The sequence below is a fragment of the Streptococcus ruminantium genome (genome assembly GCF_003609975.1).
GTDB lineage: Bacteria > Bacillota > Bacilli > Lactobacillales > Streptococcaceae > Streptococcus > Streptococcus ruminantium.
In genome coordinates, this window is the sequence record NZ_AP018400.1 from 1,630,037 (window position 1) to 1,651,158 (window position 21,122).

Sequence of the window (21,122 nt, forward strand, 5' to 3'; positions counted from 1 at the left end):
AAAGGAGAAATTATGTCAAACTACACTATTGGAATTCTCGGCTTAGGTGTTTTCGGTACCACTATCGCTAAGACCTTGCATAATTACGATTGTAATATCATTGCCATTGATAACCACGAACAACAAATCAATCACCTCGAGCCCTTTCTAACACGTGGTGTCGTTGGTGATATCACCGATCGTTCTCTTCTTAGGGCAGCGGGAATTGGAAACTGTGATGCAGTTGTTGTTGCCACAGGTGAAAATTTGGAATCCAGTGTTCTTGCAGTCATGCACAGCAAAGTTCTGGGAGTTCCAATGGTTATCGCTAAGGTGAAAGGGACAACCACAAAAGAAGTTCTTCTGCGTGTGGGAGCCGATAAAGTGATTTCACCCGAACGTGAAACTGGTATTTCTCTCGCCAAACAATTACTTCACAGAGATACAACCAGTCTTTTTGAATTAGATGGCAATGTTTCCATCGTTGAATTCCATCCACCTGTTAAATGGATTGGAAAAACATTGGGTGAATTAAAACTACGCCAACATTATAAACTCAATATTATTGGTTTCCGCAACAATGAAACTCAAGAATTGAACATCCAGCTAACACCTGATTATGTCTTCAAAACCAACGAACTGATTCTAGCTGTTACAGACCACAATACTGTTGATCATTTTGAAGACTTGACCAACTAAAATAAAAACAAGCCTACTAGAATTTTTTCATCGGTAGGCTTGTTATTTCTTGTACTTAAGGAGAATTTATGAATGATTTAACCAAAGGAAAACCGATTATCGTTATCTTGCGTTTTACCATCCCATTACTGGTTGGCTCGTTTTTCCAACTAGCCTATAATTTTTCAGATTCGATGATTGTCGGACACACCTTAGGAAAAGAAGCTTTCGCAAGCGTTGGAACAGCCGGCAGCTTGATATTTCTAATTATCGGTTTCGCACAAGGATTGACGAGTGGATTAGCTATTGTCTCCGCCCAACGATTCGGAGCCAAAGATACCATTGGACTACGGAGAAGCTTTGTCCATGGACTTTTTTACTCCACACTAGTCAGTCTTGTACTTACAGTTCTATCGCTTGCCTTTTTACGTCCAATTTTGGAGCTACTACAGACTCCAATGAACTTGATTGAATACTCCCAGAGCTTTATGTCTGCCATATTTGGTGGAATGGTTTTCACTATATTCTATAATTATTTATCAGCAGTCATCCGCAGTCTAGGTGATTCCATTACCCCTTTAATTGCTCTAATCATTGCTTGCTTTATCAACATCGCCCTCGATTTCTTCTTTATTTTGTATATCGGTTGGGGCGTTTTTGGAGCCGGTGTTGCTACAATCACTGCTCAAGCAATTTCTGTTCTCTACCTCCTCTATCACATAAAAAAGAACATTCCTTACTTCCATCTCACCAGAGACGATTGGAGACTGGACAAGGAGAATTTGAAAAAGCATGCTCAGATTGGTTTTCCTATGGGGTTTCAAGCCAGTATCATCGCAATCGGTGCCCTCACACTTCAAGCCATGCTCAATCAGCTTGGTACAGATGCGATTGCGGCTCAAGCCATTGCTAGTAAAACCGACCAACTCGCTATGCTCCCCATGGTCAATCTTGGTCTAGCTGTTTCTACCTTTACTGCACAGAACTACGGAGCCAGATACTACGAGAGAATACTTGAAGGGCTCAAACATTCCCTCTGGATTGATATTGCTTGGTCTATTTTCTACGCCATCTTATTGATTACTTTTCACTCCTTCTTCGCCGGCTTATTTTTACCAAACGCCAGTAAAGAAGTCTCCTCTCTCGCTCTGACTTACTTTATCATCAACGGAATTTGTTATTGGATTCTAGCGATTCTATTTGTTGTTCGCAGCTTTGTTCAAGGCTTGGGGAAAGGCTTCATTCCAACCTTAGCTGGTTTTGGCGAATTGATTATGCGGGCTGGTGTAGCAATTATAGGACTTCATCTCTTTGGCTTTTACGGTGTTGCGGCTGCCAATCCCGCAGCTTGGATTGGCAGCGTCCTCGTCCTTATTCCAAGCGCCATCATCTTGGCTAAGAAACTAAAAAAAGGAGAGGCCGTCTGAGTCCCTTATATAACGAAGAGCTTGGGACAAAAAGATTTTCAATTTTGAAAATCTCAATTATCAAGTCCTTTATATTTATAATTGAACAAAAAAAGCGAACAAAACTAGTTTTCTGACAATCAGAATCTTGGTTTGTTCGCTTTTTATATATGAAATTGGACTATTATCCCAACTTCTTTTTATATTTAAGAGTTCGGATCATCCAAGCTCCGCCCGTGTAACCCCTTTTCTCGTTGAACTTGACGAAGTTTTTCAGGTGTGACATCGTTTCCTTCTTCATCCACGAGCTTAATTCCTTCAATGTGATGACGAATGGCACGACGATACCCTTCAATATACTCCTCACGCAACTTTGCTTGCTCCACTTTTTCTTCTGGTGTCAAAGTACCTGCTTTTTTCTTCTTAGCTAATTCATTGATACGATTGATTTTTGCTTGTTCCATATAAGATACAAAGGGCGTTAAGGACGAAATAAGAATAGGAGTTTTCCACCGTATCATTTATACGAGAAAAAACATCTCTTTTATACAGTCCTTAGCCCGTGTTCAATTCCTTTCTCTACTACTTTAATTTCGTAAATTCCACACTAGTAGTTGTTCCAAGTGTTCCCGTTGAGGCTACCTGTTGGAAGGAGATACGATTTTCCTCTATCTTCTTAATATGGAAAGTAGCCCCACTAGAATCCGTTAAAACCCAGCCTTCTTCATTTTGAGTCAAACTTGCTCCTTCTGTTAAAACAGTATCTCCACCAGAAATAATCCATCCTTTTTCAGACTCCTTAAAGGTGTAAATAACCGACCACTCCTCACTCTGCCAATTCCCCTCTAACCAAGCTGTCGAAGAAGTTTTGGAAGTACAAGCTGCTATTATTAAAATGCAGACTAAAATACCAAACAGTTTTACGATTTTCTTCATCATTACTTACTATTCAAGAGGTTGAAGACTGCGACCGCTTCTGCCTTTTCAGCCAAAGCTTTCAGGATCCCCAAGCGATTGGCTTTGATAGCTACATCATCCGCCATTACCATAGTGTTATCAAAGAAAGCAGCAATGACTGGACTAAGAGCAAAGAGTTTATCCAAGTTCCCAATCATATCTTCTGTCAATTCCAGACCAGCAACTGCTTCAGCCAAAGCTCTCTCCTCATCATTTTCAAAAAGAGCTTCATCAATCATGATCGTCTCAGCCTTTTCAGCCAAGTTGAAGACCCGTGATAGGTTTTCCACAGCCTCCTTATAGCTTGCTTCACCTGATTTTTGGAAAATAGCAGAGCTGGCCGCTAGTTGCAACCTAACCACATAGGTCGAGCTGGCTAACACAGCCTCACGAATATCTTTCGGAATAGCACTATCCATCATTTTCTCTACACGCGCACGGATAAAGTCCATAACCTCAGTCTGATGAGCATAGCTCATGCTGGCAAAATTCAAGCTATACAACTCAGCAATCAATACATCCAATGGAATTTCCCAACCAAATGCTTCTAAGATGCGCACAATACCTTGGGTAGCACGACGGAGAGCATAAGGGTCGTTTGATCCTGACGGAATCAATCCAACTGAGAAGAAGGAAAGCAAGGTATCGAATTTATCAGCCAGGGCCAATACCGCACCAACCCTACTTTCAGGAAGATTCCCCTCGGAAGAATTCGGTAAGTAATGCTCACGAATAGCTGCTGCTACCACTGGATTTTCCCCCGCAAGAAGAGCATACTTCTCCCCCATGATGCCTTGTAATTCATCAAACTCACCGACCATACCAGTCAAAAGATCAAATTTATAAATATCGGCCGCACGTGCCAAATCTACCTTCTCATCAGCGGACAAGTCAGCCAAGTCTGCTAGTTTAGCTGCAATCACCTTAGTGCGTTCCATGTGTTCATAAAGCGAGCCAATTTTTTCATGGAAGGTCACAGCTTTCAAACGATCTACCAAATCTTCAATTTTGAGTTTTTGATCTTCACGCCAGAAAAACTCTCCATCTTCCAAACGAGCAATCAGAACCTTCTCATTTCCCTTGATGACATTATCAAGATACTGATCATTGCCATTACGAACAGAGATAAAGTTTGGCAAAAGCTTACCAGCCTTATCACGTACAACAAAGTAACGTTGGTGGTTTTTCATCGAAGTCACCAAGACCTCTTCTGGAACTTCCAAATACTTGGTATCGAAAAAGCCCATAAAAGCAGTTGGATACTCGACCAGGTTCAAAACCTCATTCAGAAGATCCTCGTCAACTTCAACAGTGACATCATGTTCTTCCTCAATATTCTTGATTTGTTCCACAATCATGCCTTGGCGTTCTACCGGGTCTGTAATGACAAACTGCGCACGTAAATCTGCCTCATAAGAATCTGCACTTGCGATCTCTGTTTCTTGACCAAGGAAACGATGCCCACGACTGATGCGACCTGATGAAATCCCCAAGAAGTCCATCTCAAGTACCTCATCATCTAACAAAACTGTCATAGTATGAACAGGACGAATATAGGCAAACTTGTTAGATGCCCAATTCATGCTGACAGGGAAGGTCATAGCCTTTAAAACCTCTGGAATCCCTGCTAAAACTTCCTTAGCTGGCTTTCCAACCTCGTGCTTGGTCACATAGACATATTCTTCACCTTTAATATTCTCAAAACGGATGTCTGCTGTTGTCAGTCCCTTACCACGTACAAAACCTTCTGCTGCTTTGGTAAAGTTTCCATCTGCATCCAAGGCAATCTTCTTAGCAGGTCCCTTGAAGTCCTCTGTCAAGTCTGTCTGTTGATCAGCCAAACCACGGACACGAACAGCCAAACGGCGTGGTGTTGAAAATGTATCAATTGTTTCAAAAGACAGACGATTATCTGTCAAAAAGGTAGCCATACGATCACACAATTGCTGCATGGCCGGGGTTACGATGTAGGCAGGAATTTCTTCCAAACCAAGTTCAACAAGTAAATTTTTAACCATTATTCTGCATCCTCCTTTAGTAATTCTGCTCGTGTTGCTGCATCCAAAAGTGGGTATCCCAAGCGTTTGCGCTCTTCTACAAAAGTTTTAGCAACGACACGGGCAAGATTACGGATGCGAGCAATATAGCCTGCGCGTTCTGTCACAGATACAGCTCCACGGGCATCTAGCAGGTTAAAGGTATGTGAACACTTGAGAACATAGTCAAAGGCAGGATGAACAAGATTTTCTTCCAGGCAACGTCCTGCCTCTTTTTCAAATTTTTCAAAATTCTCCAAGAGAAGAGTTTGATCACTAACCTCAAAGCTATATTTTGAATGCTCATACTCCGGCTGAGTAAAGATTTCACCATACTTAACACCAGCAGCCCACTCAATGTCATAAACCGAATCAACTTCTTGAATATAGGAAGCCAAGCGCTCCAATCCGTAAGTTACCTCAGCAGTTACAGGCCCTGTTGCTAAACCACCAACCTGTTGGAAATAAGTAAATTGAGTAATTTCCATACCATCTAACCAGACTTCCCAACCAAGACCAGCTGACCCAGTTGACGGATTTTCCCAGTTATCTTCAACAAATCGAATATCATGTTCCAATGGATTGATGCCCAGACGTTCCAAGGATTCCAAGTAGAGTTCTTGGATATTAGCTGGAGATGGCTTCATCACTACTTGGAATTGGTGGTGCTGATAGAGGCGATTTGGGTTTTCCCCATAACGACCATCAGCAGGACGACGTGATGGTTCAACGTAAGCTGCATTCCAAGGCTCTGGACCGATGGCACGCAGGAAGGTATAAGGTGACATGGTACCCGCCCCTTTTTCCGTATCGTAGGCCTGCATCAACATGCAGCCCTGCTCATTCCAAAATTGTTGTAAAGTGAGAATAATCTCTTGGAAAGTTAATTTTTGTGACATAAGTACTCCTTATTAAATTATTTTTGGCGACAGTTGTTTCCGCAAGCCGATAATGCTAGTGGAAACAACCCAGTGCATCGTCTAGGTCAGCCGCCATAGCGGTGACCGTTAGTGACTAACACCTTAAGGCGCTAAAGTCGCTTGGACGAGGTAAAAGTTAATTTTTGTGACATAATATCCCCCTTTTTTATAACTAATGAATTAGCACTAGCCATCTAACCAAGGCAACTGCTCAAGAGCCTGGTCACAACTATCAATCGTTCCCAGCTTCAAAACAAAAGCAGTTAGTCTGCCTGACTGGTATGATAAATCTGACTGCAATAGCTTGAATAGTAGTAGCGAATTTTCCCCTGCGACAACTCATAGGTCGCTCATTTATCTTCGCCCGATGTCCACTTGAATATCTCTCGCCTTACTCTAGCATGAACCGAAAAAGCTGAGACAATTCTTACGACAAAACAAGCAATGGCAAAAGACACTGCCCCCACATAAATCCCCAGTCTCGTACCGAACCCGTAAGCATCGTTGCACTCCTTTTGGATAGTTGATTATTATAGCAAAAAACCACCTACCATACACTCCTAGCTAACGCATAGGGGCGTATGGCACGCGGTTCCACCCTAATTTATGACTTCATTGTGATGCAATTTTTCAGTATCTAACCCAAAAGCGCCAGCTACTCAACTTGTCCTGTCCAGCTCCCACTACCCTGCACTCGCTTAAAGAACGCCTTGAGGCTTTCTTTTGTATAAAACATTGTAGCAGAAAATAGAGAATTTGTCCACGACTTACATATTGAAGTGAGATTATTTTTCCTTGATACCATTTGGAATGATGATTTCTTTCAACAACCAATTTTCCTCACAAATCCGCTTGTAAATAGCATAGGCATAAAATGGCAAGATTAAAGCAGCGAATTTTGCATGACAAAGCAGAAGAATCCCAAGCAGTTCTGGAGCAATGTTTAGGAAATAATTTGGATGCTTAACAACTCGGAACAACCAATGATCTACAAATTTGTGTTCCTTCAACAGCATCAATTTTACTGTCCAAATTTCTCCCAACAAACGAGTCACGACACATAATACAAGAAGTGAAAACAGCATAAGAGCGAGACCAAGGTAACCAACGCTATCTAGTTGTACTTTATAAACAATCGCCTCTACTATACACATCAGATAAAACAATATATGCAAAAGGGTGATCAGTTTTGTATTTGAAACCCCATACTCTTTACCTCCGTTGGCTAAAATTCGTTTTTCATTTTGAATTGACAATTTTAAAAACGCTAGCCGAATTCCAAACATCACTAACATGATGACAATAACAATAGACATTTATCTTACTCCTTATAATCAATTTTTCCATTTGTATATGCCTATTATCTTATCGAAAAGCAGGAGCTATGTCAATCATACAAAGAGGTAAACTATCAGCTGTCACACTCTATTTTATACTCAATGAAAATCAAAAATGAGAAAACATGCTTACAGATAGAGCTAAAGTTCCTCCAAGGAAGTCGATAAAAGATCGGTTTGATTCTTGAAGAAGATTGAAAAGAAAAACACAGCAGAGTTCCTCTGACTCCACTGTGATACAAGACGAACAAGAATAAATGGCAAATCTATATCAAAAACATTCGTCTTTTTCCGAATTATGCACCTACCGCAGCTTGAAGGGGGCTACATAAACCTACCGATGGCTAATCTTTCTTGTAAGGAAGTCACCGACAAACTGGATGGCAAAGATAATTACCAAAATCAAGAAGGTAGCAAAGAAGGTCACATCATGGTTATACCGTAGATAACCATAGGACAAGGCAACTTGTCCCAAACCACCAGCACCGATAGCACCTGCCATAGCTGTATAACCTACCAAAGAAACCAGAGTCAAAGTCGTTACACGAATCAAATCTGGCAATCCCTCACGAAGGTAGACCAGAACAATATCCCAGAAGGTAGCGCCTGAAGCTTGAGCTGCTTCGATAACACCCCGATCCAACTCTGATAAGACCACCTCTACCTGACGGGCGAAAAATGGAAAAACCGATAAGGCTAGAGGAACCAAAGCTGCCTCTGTACCGATTGATTTTCCAACAATAAGCCTCGTCACAGGTGCAATGGCTGCAAGTAAGATGATAAATGGGATAGCTCGAAAAATGGAAGCTATCTTATCCAAAATCCAGTAAATCAGCCTGTTTGCAATAACCCCATGTGGACCTGTTAAGACCAAAAACAAACCTGAGATCAATCCCAAAAATCCACCTGCTGCAAAAGAAGCAAATGTCATATATAAGGTCAAATTAAAGTGCGTCAACCAACCTGTCTGACCATCCCATCCTAGTTTATAAATATTTGGAAAATTCGCTTGAATCCATTCGAACATCTAGTTCACCCCTTTCAAAATCGTCACTTCAACATGCGCCTCTGCCACTGCTTCCAAAGCCCGGTGCAGTTGTCCCGAATCCCCAGACAAGATAACCACCATTTCACCCACTGGTGTATGGTCTAAAATCTCAATATTTCCATAGAGAATGTTAGCAGATACCTGATAAAATTTATACAAGTCGTTAACAATAGCTGTGTCTGTATTTGAACCAGAATATTTGAGCTGAACCAAAAGACTATCCTTCGGTAGGTTCTTCACAATATCCTGCTGATAAATTTTTACCAAAGCTTCATCAATTCCTGTTGCTGTTTTGATAAAGTCTTGGGTCAATTCCTCTTTTGGGTGAGAGAAAATATCAAGAACAGAACCTTCCTCAATCAATCGACCATCCTGCATAACTGCAACACGATTACAAATATCTTTGACAATCTGCATTTCATGGGTAATCATGACAATCGTCAACCCCAATTTTTCGTTCAGTTCTTGCAGAAGTGATAAAATTTGCTTGGTCGTTTTAGGATCCAAGGCAGAAGTTGATTCATCTGAGATCAATATTTTAGGGTCATTTGCCAAGGCACGCGCAATGGCAACACGTTGCTTTTGACCACCAGATAGCTGAGAAGGATAGTTTTCTGAACGGTCAGAAAGTCCTACTAATTCCAAGAGTTTAGCAACTTTTTCCTTTTTTTCCTGCTTGCTCAAGCCTGAGTGTTTGAGGGCAAATGCTACATTTTCCTCAGCTGTCATCTGAGCCATCAAATTGAAGTGCTGGAAAATCATTCCAATCTCTCTGCGTTTACTCCGCAGTTGTGCCGAAGTCAAGGTTACCCTGTCATCCTCATAGATTACATCCTCATCAATTGTAATCTTTCCAGCAGTTGGTACCTGTAAAAGATTGATAACACGAACAAGTGTTGACTTACCGGCACCAGAATAACCTACAATACCATAGATGTCACCTTGTTGAACATGAATCGTCACATCTTTTACTGCTTCAATCGTGCGTTTTTTCTGATGAAAAGTCACATCAATATTATCCAACTTAATCATTTTTCTACTCATAACTTGCAATCAACTCCTCTACTAATTTGACATGGCTATAATAGTCTACAATGCTGACATTTTCATCACCGGCATGATCGCGGCTATTGGCATTTCCCAAGCCAAAGCCAGCAATCGGCACACCTAAAGCATGAAAGACTGTATGCATGGGACCGGTCCCTGGAGAGGTTGGCAAGACTGCCACACCTTCTGGGGTTAGCTTCTTGGCCAACTCAATAACATTGACAATGGCAGGCGCAGACATATCACTACGGTAACTCATTTCTCCTAAGGTAAAGCTAATCTCCACCTTTTCAAAACCATGCCTGTCCAGATGCTTGCGAATCTTATCCAAAACATCATGCGGCTCTAAACCCGGTACTAGACGAACCTCCATCTTGGCTGAAGCCTGAGCAGGTATAATTGTCTTCACACCCTGACCAAGATAACCTGTTGATAGTCCTTCAATAGTGATGGACGGTTCAAAATACAAACGTTTCAAGAACTCTCGGCGATCCTCCACCAAAGTTGGCAAGGTCAAACCATAGATTTCTTTCATAGATTGACTGGTGGCTAGAGCAAATTCATCAACCAAAGCTAGCTCTCGCTCATTAGGCTCTTGTACTTGTTCATAGATACCATCCACCAAAATTCGTCCATCTGCAGCCCGCATAGATTGGAGAGCTCCCAGTAAATACCAGCTTGCAGAATCAATAACACCACCATAGGAAGAATGAATATCCAACCCAGCCGATTTGACAGAAAGATCAAAGGTCACAATCCCCTTGTTCCCTCCAGCAATTTCCAACTGGTGTAAACTATTACGGTGACCTTGCTCCCAAACTAATAAATCTGCTCCAATTAAATGTTCCTTATATCTGACAAGATATTTATCCAAATCAACAGAAGCCGATTCTTCTGCTCCTTCCATGATAAAAATAACATTGACAGGAAGCTGTCCTTCATGCTTGGCTTGGTATTTTTTTAGTGCAGACAAGCGCGCTGTAATATGCCCTTTATCATCATCTACACCTCGGCCATAGATATACCCATCACGGATACTTAATTCAAAAGGTTGATCCGTCCAAATTTGATCACCATCTGCTGGTACCGTGTCATAATGATTATAAAAAATCAATGTTTTGGCATTGGGGTTGCTAGCAGTAAACTTAGCCATGACAAACGGTGCTGCATAACTATTATCCAAAACAACCTCTGCCCCAGCCTCTTCAAACATTTCTTTCAAATAGGTAGCCACATCCAACAAACCAATCTGTTGAGCAAAAATAGACTTCTTTGAAATCAAGACCTTTAACTTTTCAAAATAGGTCTGAATAATCGCATCCTGCTCAAAAGCCTGAATCCTTGTATCTGTCATTTTTCTATTCCTTCTCTTTCTATTACCAGACTGGTAAAACAAATCAAGAATCAACATATTTTATTTGCTTTGCCAGACTCATTATTACACAAAACTGAAAATTCGGAAAGCCAAATTCCTTTATCCATCAGCAGAATAAGCGCCAAACCAAACAACATAAAAGCAGACAAGAGGCTCGGCCTAAAGGCCAGCCTCTTTACCCGCATACATCTATGATTTTGATCAGTTATTACCAAACTGGCTCATCCATACCATCTGAAGTCTTCTCAATGACCTTTTTCACTTCATCTGTGTGGTAGGCTGCAATGATTTTCTTGATAGCAGCTGCTTGTTCTGATTTTTCCCAATCGCTACGAGCAGCAATCAAGTTATACCACTGTGATGAATTTTCATCCTTTTGCTCCTTGTAAAGGGCATTTTTATAATCCAAACCAGCTTCCAACACAAAGGTATTGTTCACAACTGCTGCATCAACTGAACTGAGTGAACTTGCTGTTTGACTGGCATCTAACTCCGTAATCTTCAAATTTTTCTTATTTTCGGTAATATCAGCGATTGTCGCCAATTCTGTACCAGACACACCTACCTTAATCAAACCTGCCGATTGAAGAAGGTAAAGGGCACGACTCTCGTTTGTCGGATCATTTGGTACTGCAATTTCTGCTCCATTTGGAATATCTTCAACTTTTGTGTACTTGTTCTTTCCACCATCAGTTCCAGAATAAAGACGAATCGGTGCAATATAGGTATCTGCAATAGCCACAAGATTGGCATCATTTTCTGTATTCCAATTCTTCAAAAAGTTATAGTGCTGGAAGGCGTTAATATCTACTTCTTTTTCAACTACTGCCTTATTAGGTTGTGAGTAATCGGTGAACTGAGTGAATTTCAATTTTACCTCATCACCAAGAATCTCTTGAATTTTATCCCAACGTGCTTGTTCTGAATCACTCAAACTCATCACACCAATATGCACAGTCGTTGCGGACGATTCTGACTTCGATGAGGAGTGACCACATGCAGCAAGGAGACCTACTGTCAAGGCCACTGCCACCAAACTAAACCAGTTTTTCAATTTCATAAAATCTATCTCCTTAAAATTTAGAACTGTACCTATCTTAGCACATAATCTTTGTTCTGACTAATTGACTTTTTTTATAGTTTGTTATAACTTTTAACTATAATAAAACCAAGATTTTTTATAGCTTATTTTAATATGCAAAAACCATCAACCACAACGTTAAAAACTGGTCTCCGAATAGGTGAACCAGTTTCATCATTATATAATCAGGAAATTTTCTATAAAACTGCCAGAATAATAAAGTTTAAAATGAAGAGGGCTGTTGCTCCCCAAAGAATTGGATGAACTTCTTTTGCCTTTCCTGTCGAAACTTTTACTAAGCAGTAGAAGATAAAGGATACCGCAATACCGTAAGAAATGGAGAAACAAAGGGCCATGAAGAAGGCTGCAAAGAAGGCTGGAAGCGCATCTTCAAATTGACTCCAATCAACATCCAAGAAGGAGGAAACCATCATCACACCAACGATAATCAGTGCTGGAGCTGTCGCCGCCGCTGGTACAATACCGATAAATGGCAAGATAAAGGTGGATAGGAGGAACAAAACTGCTGCTGTTACCGCTGTTAAGCCTGTGCGTCCCCCTGCTGAGATTCCTGCCGCTGACTCAACATAAGTGGTCGTATTTGATGTACCAAAGAGGGCACCGATTGAAGTACCGACAGCATCTGCAAAAAGAGCCTTATCCATTTTTGAATTGAAGCCCGTACCATTTTCCAGAGCTTCTTCATCTTCCGCTGAGAAAATTCCTGTTTTGCGACCTGTACCAATAAAGGTACCAAGAGTATCAAATGTATCTGATAAACTGAAGGCAAAAATTGTCATCAAAACAAGTGGTAATCGGCTAGAATCTGCAAAAAGAGAGGAAAGTCCTCCAAAAGCTGCAAGGAAGGTTGTTCCCAACTCAGAAAAAGCCGTTCCGATATTATTGTTAGCAAAATCAATCGTAGATAGATCAACGACACCCACTGGAATACCAGCTAATGTTGTCACAACAATACCAATCAAAATAGCACCACGTACATTCTTCATCACCAAAATAGCTGTCAAGAGAAGACCGAATACCGTTAAAAGCACGCTCGGATCCGTGAACGTTGAGATTGCTGGTACAACGCTGCCCTTGGCAAAGACGGAGAAGACACCTTTTGAGAAGGTTTCTGCCGTCGCACTAGCTGGAGCAACACCATTAACCGTAATAATGTCTGAACCAGATGTTAGAAATGTAATCAAGTTGGAGTTTTTAAAACCAAGGTAGGCTACAAAGACACCGATACCTCCACCAATAGCATGTTGCAAACTAACTGGAATGGCTTTAATGATGCTCTTACGAACCTTTGTAACAGTGATAAAAACGTTGAAAAGGCCGCATAGGAAAACCATAGCCAAAGCTTCCTGCCAACTAAAACCCAGTCCGATAACGACTGTATAAGTGAAGAAGGCGTTCAAGCCCATCCCTGGCGCCAAGGCATAAGGAACATTGGCAAAGAGTCCCATCACAAGAGTTGAAGCAGCACTGGCAATAATTGTTGCCAAAAATACTGCCTGTGTAGGCATACCAGCTACACTCAGCACGCTTGGATTGACAAATAAGATATAAGACATGGCAAAGAAGGTGGTAAGACCTGCCATAATTTCTGTTGAAACAGTCGTTCCATGTTCTTTCAATTTGAAAAATTGATCCATTTTTTCATTTCTCCTTTAATTTACGAACGATAAAGATATTGTAATAGAAAATGATTCATATTTCAAGTTTTTGCGATTTGAAAACGTTATTTTCATTATTTTTTTATTTTTCGTTCGTCTTTTACGAACTTTATTTCTTTTTTCTTACAAATAAAAAATACCCACGCCTTTGCTTTTCTTACCTGCTTTTGCTATACTTGAAACTATCAGTCCAAGACGAAGAAGCTCAGAAGGAACTAGAATATGAAGAAAAAAATAATTGCTATCGATTTAGATGGCACTCTACTAAATAATGATAGTCAGCTTTCCGACTACACCATATCGACTATTAAAAAAATTCGTCAAGCAGGTCACACCGTCCTTATTGCAACAGGACGTCCTTATCGAATGGCAAAAAATTTTTATCATCAACTGGAGCTAGATACTCCCATGATCAACTTCAATGGTTCTCTAGTTCATCTTCCAGAAAGAAAGTGGCAATGGGAACAGAATATCCTCATCGATAAAAAATATCTTTTAGAGTTTCTTAAAGAAGAAGAACATTTTGAGGCAGATTTTATTGCTGGTGAATACAAGAAGAAATTCTATATCACTCAAACCAATCTGGACAAAATTGACCCTACCTTGATGGGTGTTGAACAGATTACCCCTGATACTCTTATCAAACCAGAACGTATTACCAGCAACCCTCATTCCATTCTCATGCAAACTCGAGCAGTAGATAAATACGAACTGGCAAAAGAAATGAAAGCTTACTTTAAGAACGAGTTGGAAATCAACACTTGGGGCGGACCATTAAATATCCTCGAAACTTGTGCAAAAGGTGTCAATAAAGCGACAGCCCTTAGTTATATCCTCAATCTCTATCAAGCTAGTCCCCAAGATTTAATTGCTTTTGGAGATGAACATAATGATATTGAAATGCTGGAACTAGCTGGCACCGCCTACGCCATGAAAAATTGTAGCAATCGTCTCCGACCACACGCAGATCGTTTAACAGAATTTGCCAACTTTGAAGATGGAGTAGCACGAGAGCTAGAAAATCTATTTTTATAACAAATCAAGAGAGGCTTAGACAAAACTTTTCTCATTTTAGTAATCCTATATCATCCATTGATGCTCAATGAGATTTTATTTACAAAACGAACAAAGATTTGACTTTTGAAAGAGAAAGTCAAATCTTTGTTCGTTTTTCTTATTTATATAGCTCAATTTTAATAAAGGAAAACCCCAAAACAAGTCCACACAGTGTCAACCGATTGTTCTTAACTTCCTGTAGTTTAAGTGGTAAAATTTTATCGTAAATGCTAAAAAAAAAAAGCAATTACTGATTAAAAAAGGAGGGTCGCAATGACTAAGTTAAGAAACCTACTTCTAATCTTGCTGGTGTTGTTTGGCGGGATTTTTTCTGCCCAAGCAGCCTCGGCAAAATCTGTTGATATTGAGGTTAGCAACACTAATCTAACCCCTGAGGTGGTTGAAGGAGGAAACTCCACAAGATTTTCATTTGATTTTACTGTGCCTAATGGAACAAAAAAAGATGACACAACCACCATCTCCTTACCAAAAGAACTGGATTTTCAACGGTATCAAGAATTTGAAGTTTATGCTCCTGATGGACAAGCTGTCGCAAAAGCTGTTATTGAACCCAAAATCAAAACACTAACAATGACCTATACAGACTATGTTGAGAAACATAGCGACATAAAAGGACATCTCGAAATGAACGTTGTTGTGGATAGGAAGGTAATAACAACAGCAAATACGGTTGCGGCAGAAATAACGATAAATAATAAAACTAAGATTACGATTGGTACTGGTAAGCTTAGCTATACCGGTACTAAGGGTGATAGCGATAAGATTGACTTTTGGAAATACGGAGTTAGCTCTAACAACAACGAAATAGTGTATTTGATTAATATCAATACATCTAAGTCAACTGTGCCTGATGTAACGATTTCAGATCAGCTTAAGTCTCCTGGCTTACAGTATGTGGAAGATAGCTTTGAAATCCAAGAAGGAAACTGGTATAAAAATGAGTGGAACTACTGGGCATTAGGAAGTGAGATTAATGTCACCAGTAAGTATAAGGATAAGATTGAGATTTCTTCCGATAAAACCTCCTTTAAAGTTAAACTCGGGGACATTAATGGGAAAGGATACAGAATCAAGTACAGGGTAAAAGCCGCCTACACTCTTATTAACGGAGAAAAACTTAATAATTTAGCAGAGTACTATACTGGAACTACCAGAAGATCTCATGCCAGTCATGTGCAGACCTATCAAGGCGCTTCTGGTTCAGCTAGTGGCTATAACTACGGTTTAATCATTGAAAAAGTAAATGAAGAGCGTCAACTTCTTGCAGGAGCTGAATTCACCGTTACTCGCACAGCAACTGGTCAAGTGATTGGCAAATTTATGACTGATGAAAAAGGGATAGTGGAAGTCACTGGGCTTTTGAGGGATGAGTATACTATCACTGAAACAAAGGCTCCGGCAGGCTATGCGATTGCAGCCCCTGTAACGAGGATAGCTGATAATTCAATCGTAACCATTATAGATAAAAAAGCAAACACCGACATTGAAGGCAAAAAGACCTGGGTGGATAACAACGACCAAGACGGTAAACGACCAAAGTCTATCAAAGTTAATCTTCTGGCTAATGGAACAATCGTTCAGACTAAAGAAGTAACTGCAGAGAATGATTGGTCATATAAATTCTCAGGCTTGGACCAACACGATAAAGATGGGGAAAAAATCGTCTACACTGTTTCAGAAGAAAAGGTAGACGGATATGAGATGAAGGTGGAAGGAACTAACATCACCAACACCCATACTCCAGAAACAACGCAAGTTTCAGGGACTAAGACTTGGAACGATAACAACGACCAAGACGGTAAACGACCACAATCTATCACCGTAAACCTCTTGGCTGATGGTAAGGTCATCAAGAGCCAACAAGTCACTGCCGAAAACGACTGGAAGTATACCTTCACCGACCTACCGAAGTACGCTAACGGAAAAGAAATCGTCTATACCGTGACAGAAAACGCTGTTGAAGGCTACACCACAACCTACGATAAGTACAATATCACCAATAGTTACACACCTGGTCAAACTAGCCTCACAGTAACCAAGGCTTGGGATGACAAGGACAATCAAGACGGTAAACGTCCTGAAGCTATCCAAGTTCAACTCTATGCTAACGACCAGAAATCTGGCGAGGTCGTGACACTAACAGCAGCCAACAAATGGACACACACTTGGACAGGACTTGCTAAGAAGGCAAACAAAAAAGACATCGTCTACACCGTCAAAGAAGTCTCAAAAGTAGAGGGATACACCACTACTGTAGGAACTGTTGAAAATGGAAATGTCACCATTACCAACACCTATAAACCAAGTACAACCTCTATCAAGGTAAACAAGGTCTGGAAAGATAAGGACAACCAAGATGGTCTGCGCCCAACTTCCATTACCGTCAACCTCTTGGCGGATGGTGAAGTTGTTAAGACGGAAACGATCACACCAAATGCTGATGGCGATTGGAGCCACACCTTCACAGACTTGCCTGAATACAAAAATGGCAAGAAAATCACTTACACCGTTTCAGAAGAAAAGGTAGAGGGATACGAAACAACGGTAGAAGGAACTACCATCACCAACACCCATACTCCAGAAACAACAGAAGTTGCAGGTACCAAGACTTGGAACGATAACAACGACCAAGATGGTAAACGTCCAAAATCTATTACCGTAAACCTCTTGGCAGACGGTCAACCGGTCGCAAGCAAAATCGTCACCGCAGACGACAACTGGTCTTACAAGTTCTCAAACCTACCTGCTAAGAAAAATGGAGCTACCATTACCTACACGATTAGTGAAAAAGCAGTCGCAGATTACACTACAACCTATGATGGCTACAATATCACTAACAGCTACACACCGGGAGAAACAAGTGTCACTGCCACAAAAGTTTGGGAAGACAACAACAACCAAGACGGACTGCGCAGGGAAATCAAACTAGAACTCTACGCAGACGGTGTTGCCACTGGACAGAGCCAAACCCTTTCTGAAGAGAACAACTGGAAAGCAACCTGGACAGGACTTGCTAAGAAGGCAAACAAAAAGGACATCGTCTACACCGTCAAAGAAGTCACTGCTATTGATGGCTATACTTCAAAAGTAACTCAAACATCAACCAATAACTTTACCATCACCAATACCCATACTCCAGAAACAACGCAAGTTTCAGGTGCTAAGACCTGGAATGACAACAATGACCAAGACGGTAAACGTCCGAAATCTATCACTGTCAACCTCTTGGCTAACGGTGAAGTCGTTCAAAGTCAGAAAGTCTCTGCCGATACGAATTGGACTTATACCTTTACTAACCTACCGAAGTACGCTAACGGAAAAGAAATCGTCTACACTGTTTCAGAAGAAAAGGTAGAGGGATACGAAACAACGGTAGAAGGAACCAATATCACCAATACCCATACTCCAGAAACAACGGAAGTTGCAGGTACTAAGACCTGGAATGACAACAACGACCAAGACGGTAAACGTCCGAAATCTATCACCGTAAACCTCTTGGCGGATGGTAAGGCCATCAAGAGCCAACAAGTCACTGCTGAAAACGACTGGAAGTATACCTTCACCGACCTACCGAAATACGCTAACGGAAAAGAAATCGTCTATACTGTTTTAGAAGAAGAAGTAGACGGGTATGAGATGAAGGTGGATGGCTACAATATCACAAACAGTTACACACCAAGTACAACCTCTGTCAAGGTAAACAAGGTGTGGAAAGATAAGGACAACCAAGATGGTCTACGCCCAACTTCTATTATCGTCAACCTTCTGGCAGATGGTCAGGTAGTTTCTACAACAACCATCAAACCAGATGCCAACGGTGATTGGAACTACACATTCACAGACTTGCCTGAATACAAAAATGGCAAGAAAATTACCTACACTGCGGAAGAGGCGAACACACCAAACGGGTATACCTCATCTGTAGAAGGAACCACCATCACTAACACCCACACTCCAGAAACAACAGAAGTTGCAGGGACTAAGACTTGGAATGACAATAATGACCAAGACGGTAAGCGTCCAAAATCTATCACCGTAAACCTCTTGGCTAACGGTGAAGTCGTTCAAAGTCAGAAAGTCTCTGCCGATACGAATTGGACCTATACCTTTACTAACCTACCGAAGTACGCTAACGGGAAGGAAATCGTCTACACTGTAACTGAGAATGCCGTTGATAACTATACAACAACCATTGATGGACACAACATTACCAACAGTTACACACCAGGTCAGACGAGTCTCACTGTTACCAAGGTCTGGAAGGATAACAATAATCAAGACGGTAAACGTCCTGGATCTATCCAAGTTCAACTCTATGCCGACGGTGAAAAGTTGGGCGAACCTGTAACCCTGACTGCTGATAACAAGTGGACGCATACTTGGACAGGACTTGACAAGAAAGCAAACCAGAAAGATATTGTCTATACAGTCAAAGAGGTTTCAGTGGTTGATGGATACACAGCATCTGTAGGAAAAGTTGAAAATGGAAATGTCACCATTACCAACACCTACAAGCCAACCACTCCTCCTAAGAAGAAAAAATCGACTCCACTGCCATCAACAGGAAGTCTCAACGGACTAGGACTGACGTTTGTCGGACTAGCACTTGCCGCGACTATCAGTGCTCGAGCGATTTACCGAAAGAGGAAATAGGCATGACAAACCCACAGAGTGATTGAGGGGAAGAGAGACTAAGGCAAATGTCTTAACTCTATAATCCAAAAGCGAATAAAGATAGTTTTCTATCATTTAGAATTCTATCTTGTTCGCTTTTTTGCGTAATTTATCCATTACTAGACTTGAATCTTATTACTGCCTATTCAATATAAAGCAGGAGAAAACAAGTTTACTGAAAAAAGTGATAGGACTAAGTTGAACTATTTTTTGATAGAACAATTTTAAAAGATAATGTGCAACCGTAATCATGACTTTCTGCTCAATAATTCACAGATTCATTGAGCAGTCGAGAAACCTTTTTATTGTCGTGAGTAAGTCATACAAGACACAAGATTGATAAACAGCGAAGCTCACACAGAAACTGATAAAGTAGCCTTAATTTTTTTACCAACGTATCGGAACTTCGTCTGATGAGACCATATCGTATTTTTATACTCATGCCTTAAGTGACTAATGTTGAACTCTCGTCAGTGGAATAGAAGAGTTTGTTCCTTCGCACAGCGACCAAGTAGAGCATCAATCACACCGTTCTTACTGGAAATACACCCGTATATGAGTTTTTAAAGGGAGTAATTTTCGTATCAGGTCGGTAAGGCTAAGACAAGTAGATCAATCTCCATCCAAACTATTCTTAATATTTTCTTTGCATATTTTTATTGCTTTTCTGAAAATTATATGCAATCTTTTTGGAAATTCTTATAGTTTTTACACGAATTTACTTGACAAAAGAAGTGAAAACGTTTTATAATAGTAACGTTCGGACATGAAAGCCCATTCAATGGTTTTTACATGAACAAGAAAAATTTAGGAGGTCTAATAATGAGTATTGGAATCATTATTGCAAGTCATGGCGAATTTGCTGCCGGTATTCATCAGTCAGGTTCTATGATTTTTGGCGAACAAGAAAAAGTACAAGTTGTTACTTTTATGCCAAGTGAAGGGCCAGATGATTTATACGCTAAGCTCAATGCTGCTGTTGACGCATTTGAGGCCGATGATGAAGTTTTGGTGTTGGCTGACCTTTGGAGTGGTTCACCATTTAACCAAGCAAGCCGCGTAGCTGGTGAAAATCCAGACCGTAAGTTTGCCATCATTACTGGTCTAAACTTGCCGATGCTTATTCAAGCTTACACAGAGCGTATGATTAACGCTACTGCTGGCGTAGAAGAAGTTGCGGCAAACATTATCAAAGAAGCAAAGGATGGTATCAAGGTTCTTCCAGAAGAACTTCAGCCAGCCGAAGCTACTCCTACAGTCGCTGCTACTCCTGCTGCACCACAAGGTGCTATCCCTCCAGGTACTGTCATCGGTGATGGTAAGTTAAAAATCAACTTGGCTCGTGTTGACACCCGCCTCTTGCATGGTCAGGTGGCGACTGGTTGGACTCCTGCTTCTAAAGCAGACCGCATTATTGTTGCTTCAGATACCGTTGCAAAAGATGAATTGCGTAAACAGCTCATCAAGCAAGCTGCACCTGGTAACGTAAAAGCGAACGTTATACCAATCAAAAAATTGATTGAGATTTCAAAAGACCCTCGCTTTGGTAACACACACGCTTTGATTCTCTTTGAAACTCCTCAGGAAGCTCTCGAAGCTATTGAAGGTGGCGTTGAGATCAAAGAGTTGAACGTCGGTTCTATGGCTCATTCTACTGGTAAAACAATGGTTAACAACGTATTGTCAATGGACAAAGACGATGTTGCAACCTTTGAAAAATTGCGTGACCTCGGTGTTCAATTCGATGTCCGTAAAGTACCAAATGACTCTAAAAAAGACTTGTTCGAACTCATCAACAAGGCCAACGTTCAATAATGTCATCTGCATA

At 40.8% G+C, this 21,122-nt stretch carries 15 protein-coding genes; 5 read left to right on the top strand and 10 right to left on the bottom strand.

Annotated elements, in window-relative coordinates; translation table 11 throughout:
- The first annotated feature begins 12 nt into the window (after nt 1-12).
- Both SR187_RS07750 and SR187_RS07755 read left to right on the top strand, forming a co-directional pair.
- The gene (locus SR187_RS07750) at nt 13-678 is read left to right on the top strand and encodes a potassium channel family protein (RefSeq protein WP_024532865.1); all 666 of its coding nucleotides are present in this window, start codon (nt 13-15) and stop codon (nt 676-678) included.
- 68 nt (nt 679-746) lie between these two features.
- Nucleotides 747-2,084, top strand: a complete 1,338-nt coding sequence (locus SR187_RS07755) for an MATE family efflux transporter (RefSeq protein WP_024532866.1) — start codon at nt 747-749, stop codon at nt 2,082-2,084.
- 185 nt (nt 2,085-2,269) lie between these two features.
- Here SR187_RS07755 and SR187_RS07760 read toward each other — a convergent pair whose 3' ends face one another.
- The 10 genes from SR187_RS07760 to SR187_RS07805 all read right to left on the bottom strand — a co-directional run bounded on the left by SR187_RS07760 (nt 2,270) and on the right by SR187_RS07805 (nt 13,522).
- Nucleotides 2,270-2,527 carry a DUF896 family protein gene (locus SR187_RS07760; protein WP_024533149.1) on the bottom strand — a complete coding sequence of 86 codons (258 nt, stop codon included), beginning with the start codon at nt 2,525-2,527 and terminating at the stop codon, nt 2,270-2,272.
- 118 nt (nt 2,528-2,645) lie between these two features.
- Nucleotides 2,646-3,002 (bottom strand): hypothetical protein, encoded by a 357-nt coding sequence (locus SR187_RS07765; RefSeq protein WP_024533148.1) that lies wholly within the window; start codon nt 3,000-3,002, stop codon nt 2,646-2,648.
- Nucleotides 3,002-5,038, bottom strand: coding sequence for a glycine--tRNA ligase subunit beta (glyS, locus tag SR187_RS07770; RefSeq protein ID WP_120172069.1), 2,037 nt, complete (start codon nt 5,036-5,038; stop codon nt 3,002-3,004). The genes SR187_RS07765 and glyS overlap by 1 nt, the downstream gene beginning before the upstream one ends.
- Nucleotides 5,038-5,955 carry a glycine--tRNA ligase subunit alpha gene (gene glyQ / locus SR187_RS07775; RefSeq protein WP_120172071.1) on the bottom strand — a complete coding sequence of 306 codons (918 nt, stop codon included), beginning with the start codon at nt 5,953-5,955 and terminating at the stop codon, nt 5,038-5,040. The genes glyS and glyQ overlap by 1 nt, the downstream gene beginning before the upstream one ends.
- A gap of 806 nt (nt 5,956-6,761) precedes the next feature.
- Nucleotides 6,762-7,292: an isoprenylcysteine carboxyl methyltransferase family protein gene (locus SR187_RS07780; RefSeq protein WP_120172072.1), complete on the bottom strand. Its 531-nt coding sequence runs from the start codon at nt 7,290-7,292 to the stop codon at nt 6,762-6,764.
- Nucleotides 7,293-7,647: 355 nt separating this feature from the next.
- Complete coding sequence (locus SR187_RS07785) at nt 7,648-8,340, bottom strand: methionine ABC transporter permease (RefSeq protein ID WP_120172074.1); 693 nt, start codon at nt 8,338-8,340, stop codon at nt 7,648-7,650.
- Entirely contained in the window at nt 8,341-9,405 is a 1,065-nt protein-coding gene (locus tag SR187_RS07790; protein WP_120172075.1) for a methionine ABC transporter ATP-binding protein, read from the bottom strand. It abuts the gene before it with no gap.
- A complete protein-coding gene (locus SR187_RS07795; protein WP_120172077.1) occupies nt 9,398-10,762 on the bottom strand; it encodes a M20/M25/M40 family metallo-hydrolase in 1,365 nt (454 codons plus the stop codon). Before SR187_RS07795 ends, SR187_RS07790 begins: the two co-directional genes overlap by 8 nt.
- A 229-nt stretch (nt 10,763-10,991) precedes the next feature.
- Nucleotides 10,992-11,843, bottom strand: a complete 852-nt coding sequence (locus SR187_RS07800) for a MetQ/NlpA family ABC transporter substrate-binding protein (RefSeq protein WP_120172078.1) — start codon at nt 11,841-11,843, stop codon at nt 10,992-10,994.
- 218 nt (nt 11,844-12,061) lie between these two features.
- Nucleotides 12,062-13,522 (bottom strand): NCS2 family permease, encoded by a 1,461-nt coding sequence (locus tag SR187_RS07805; protein ID WP_120172080.1) that lies wholly within the window; start codon nt 13,520-13,522, stop codon nt 12,062-12,064.
- A gap of 243 nt (nt 13,523-13,765) precedes the next feature.
- On the opposite strand from SR187_RS07805, the gene SR187_RS07810 reads away from it, so the two are divergent.
- The 3 genes from SR187_RS07810 to SR187_RS07820 all read left to right on the top strand — a co-directional run bounded on the left by SR187_RS07810 (nt 13,766) and on the right by SR187_RS07820 (nt 21,109).
- The gene (locus tag SR187_RS07810) at nt 13,766-14,578 is read left to right on the top strand and encodes a Cof-type HAD-IIB family hydrolase (RefSeq protein WP_024533138.1); all 813 of its coding nucleotides are present in this window, start codon (nt 13,766-13,768) and stop codon (nt 14,576-14,578) included.
- 294 nt (nt 14,579-14,872) lie between these two features.
- On the top strand, nt 14,873-19,273 hold the full coding sequence (locus SR187_RS07815; protein WP_120172082.1) for a Cna B-type domain-containing protein: 4,401 nt from the start codon (nt 14,873-14,875) through the stop codon (nt 19,271-19,273).
- 843 nt (nt 19,274-20,116) lie between these two features.
- Nucleotides 20,117-21,109 (top strand): PTS sugar transporter subunit IIB, encoded by a 993-nt coding sequence (locus tag SR187_RS07820; RefSeq protein ID WP_024532468.1) that lies wholly within the window; start codon nt 20,117-20,119, stop codon nt 21,107-21,109.
- Nucleotides 21,110-21,122: the final 13 nt, after the last annotated feature.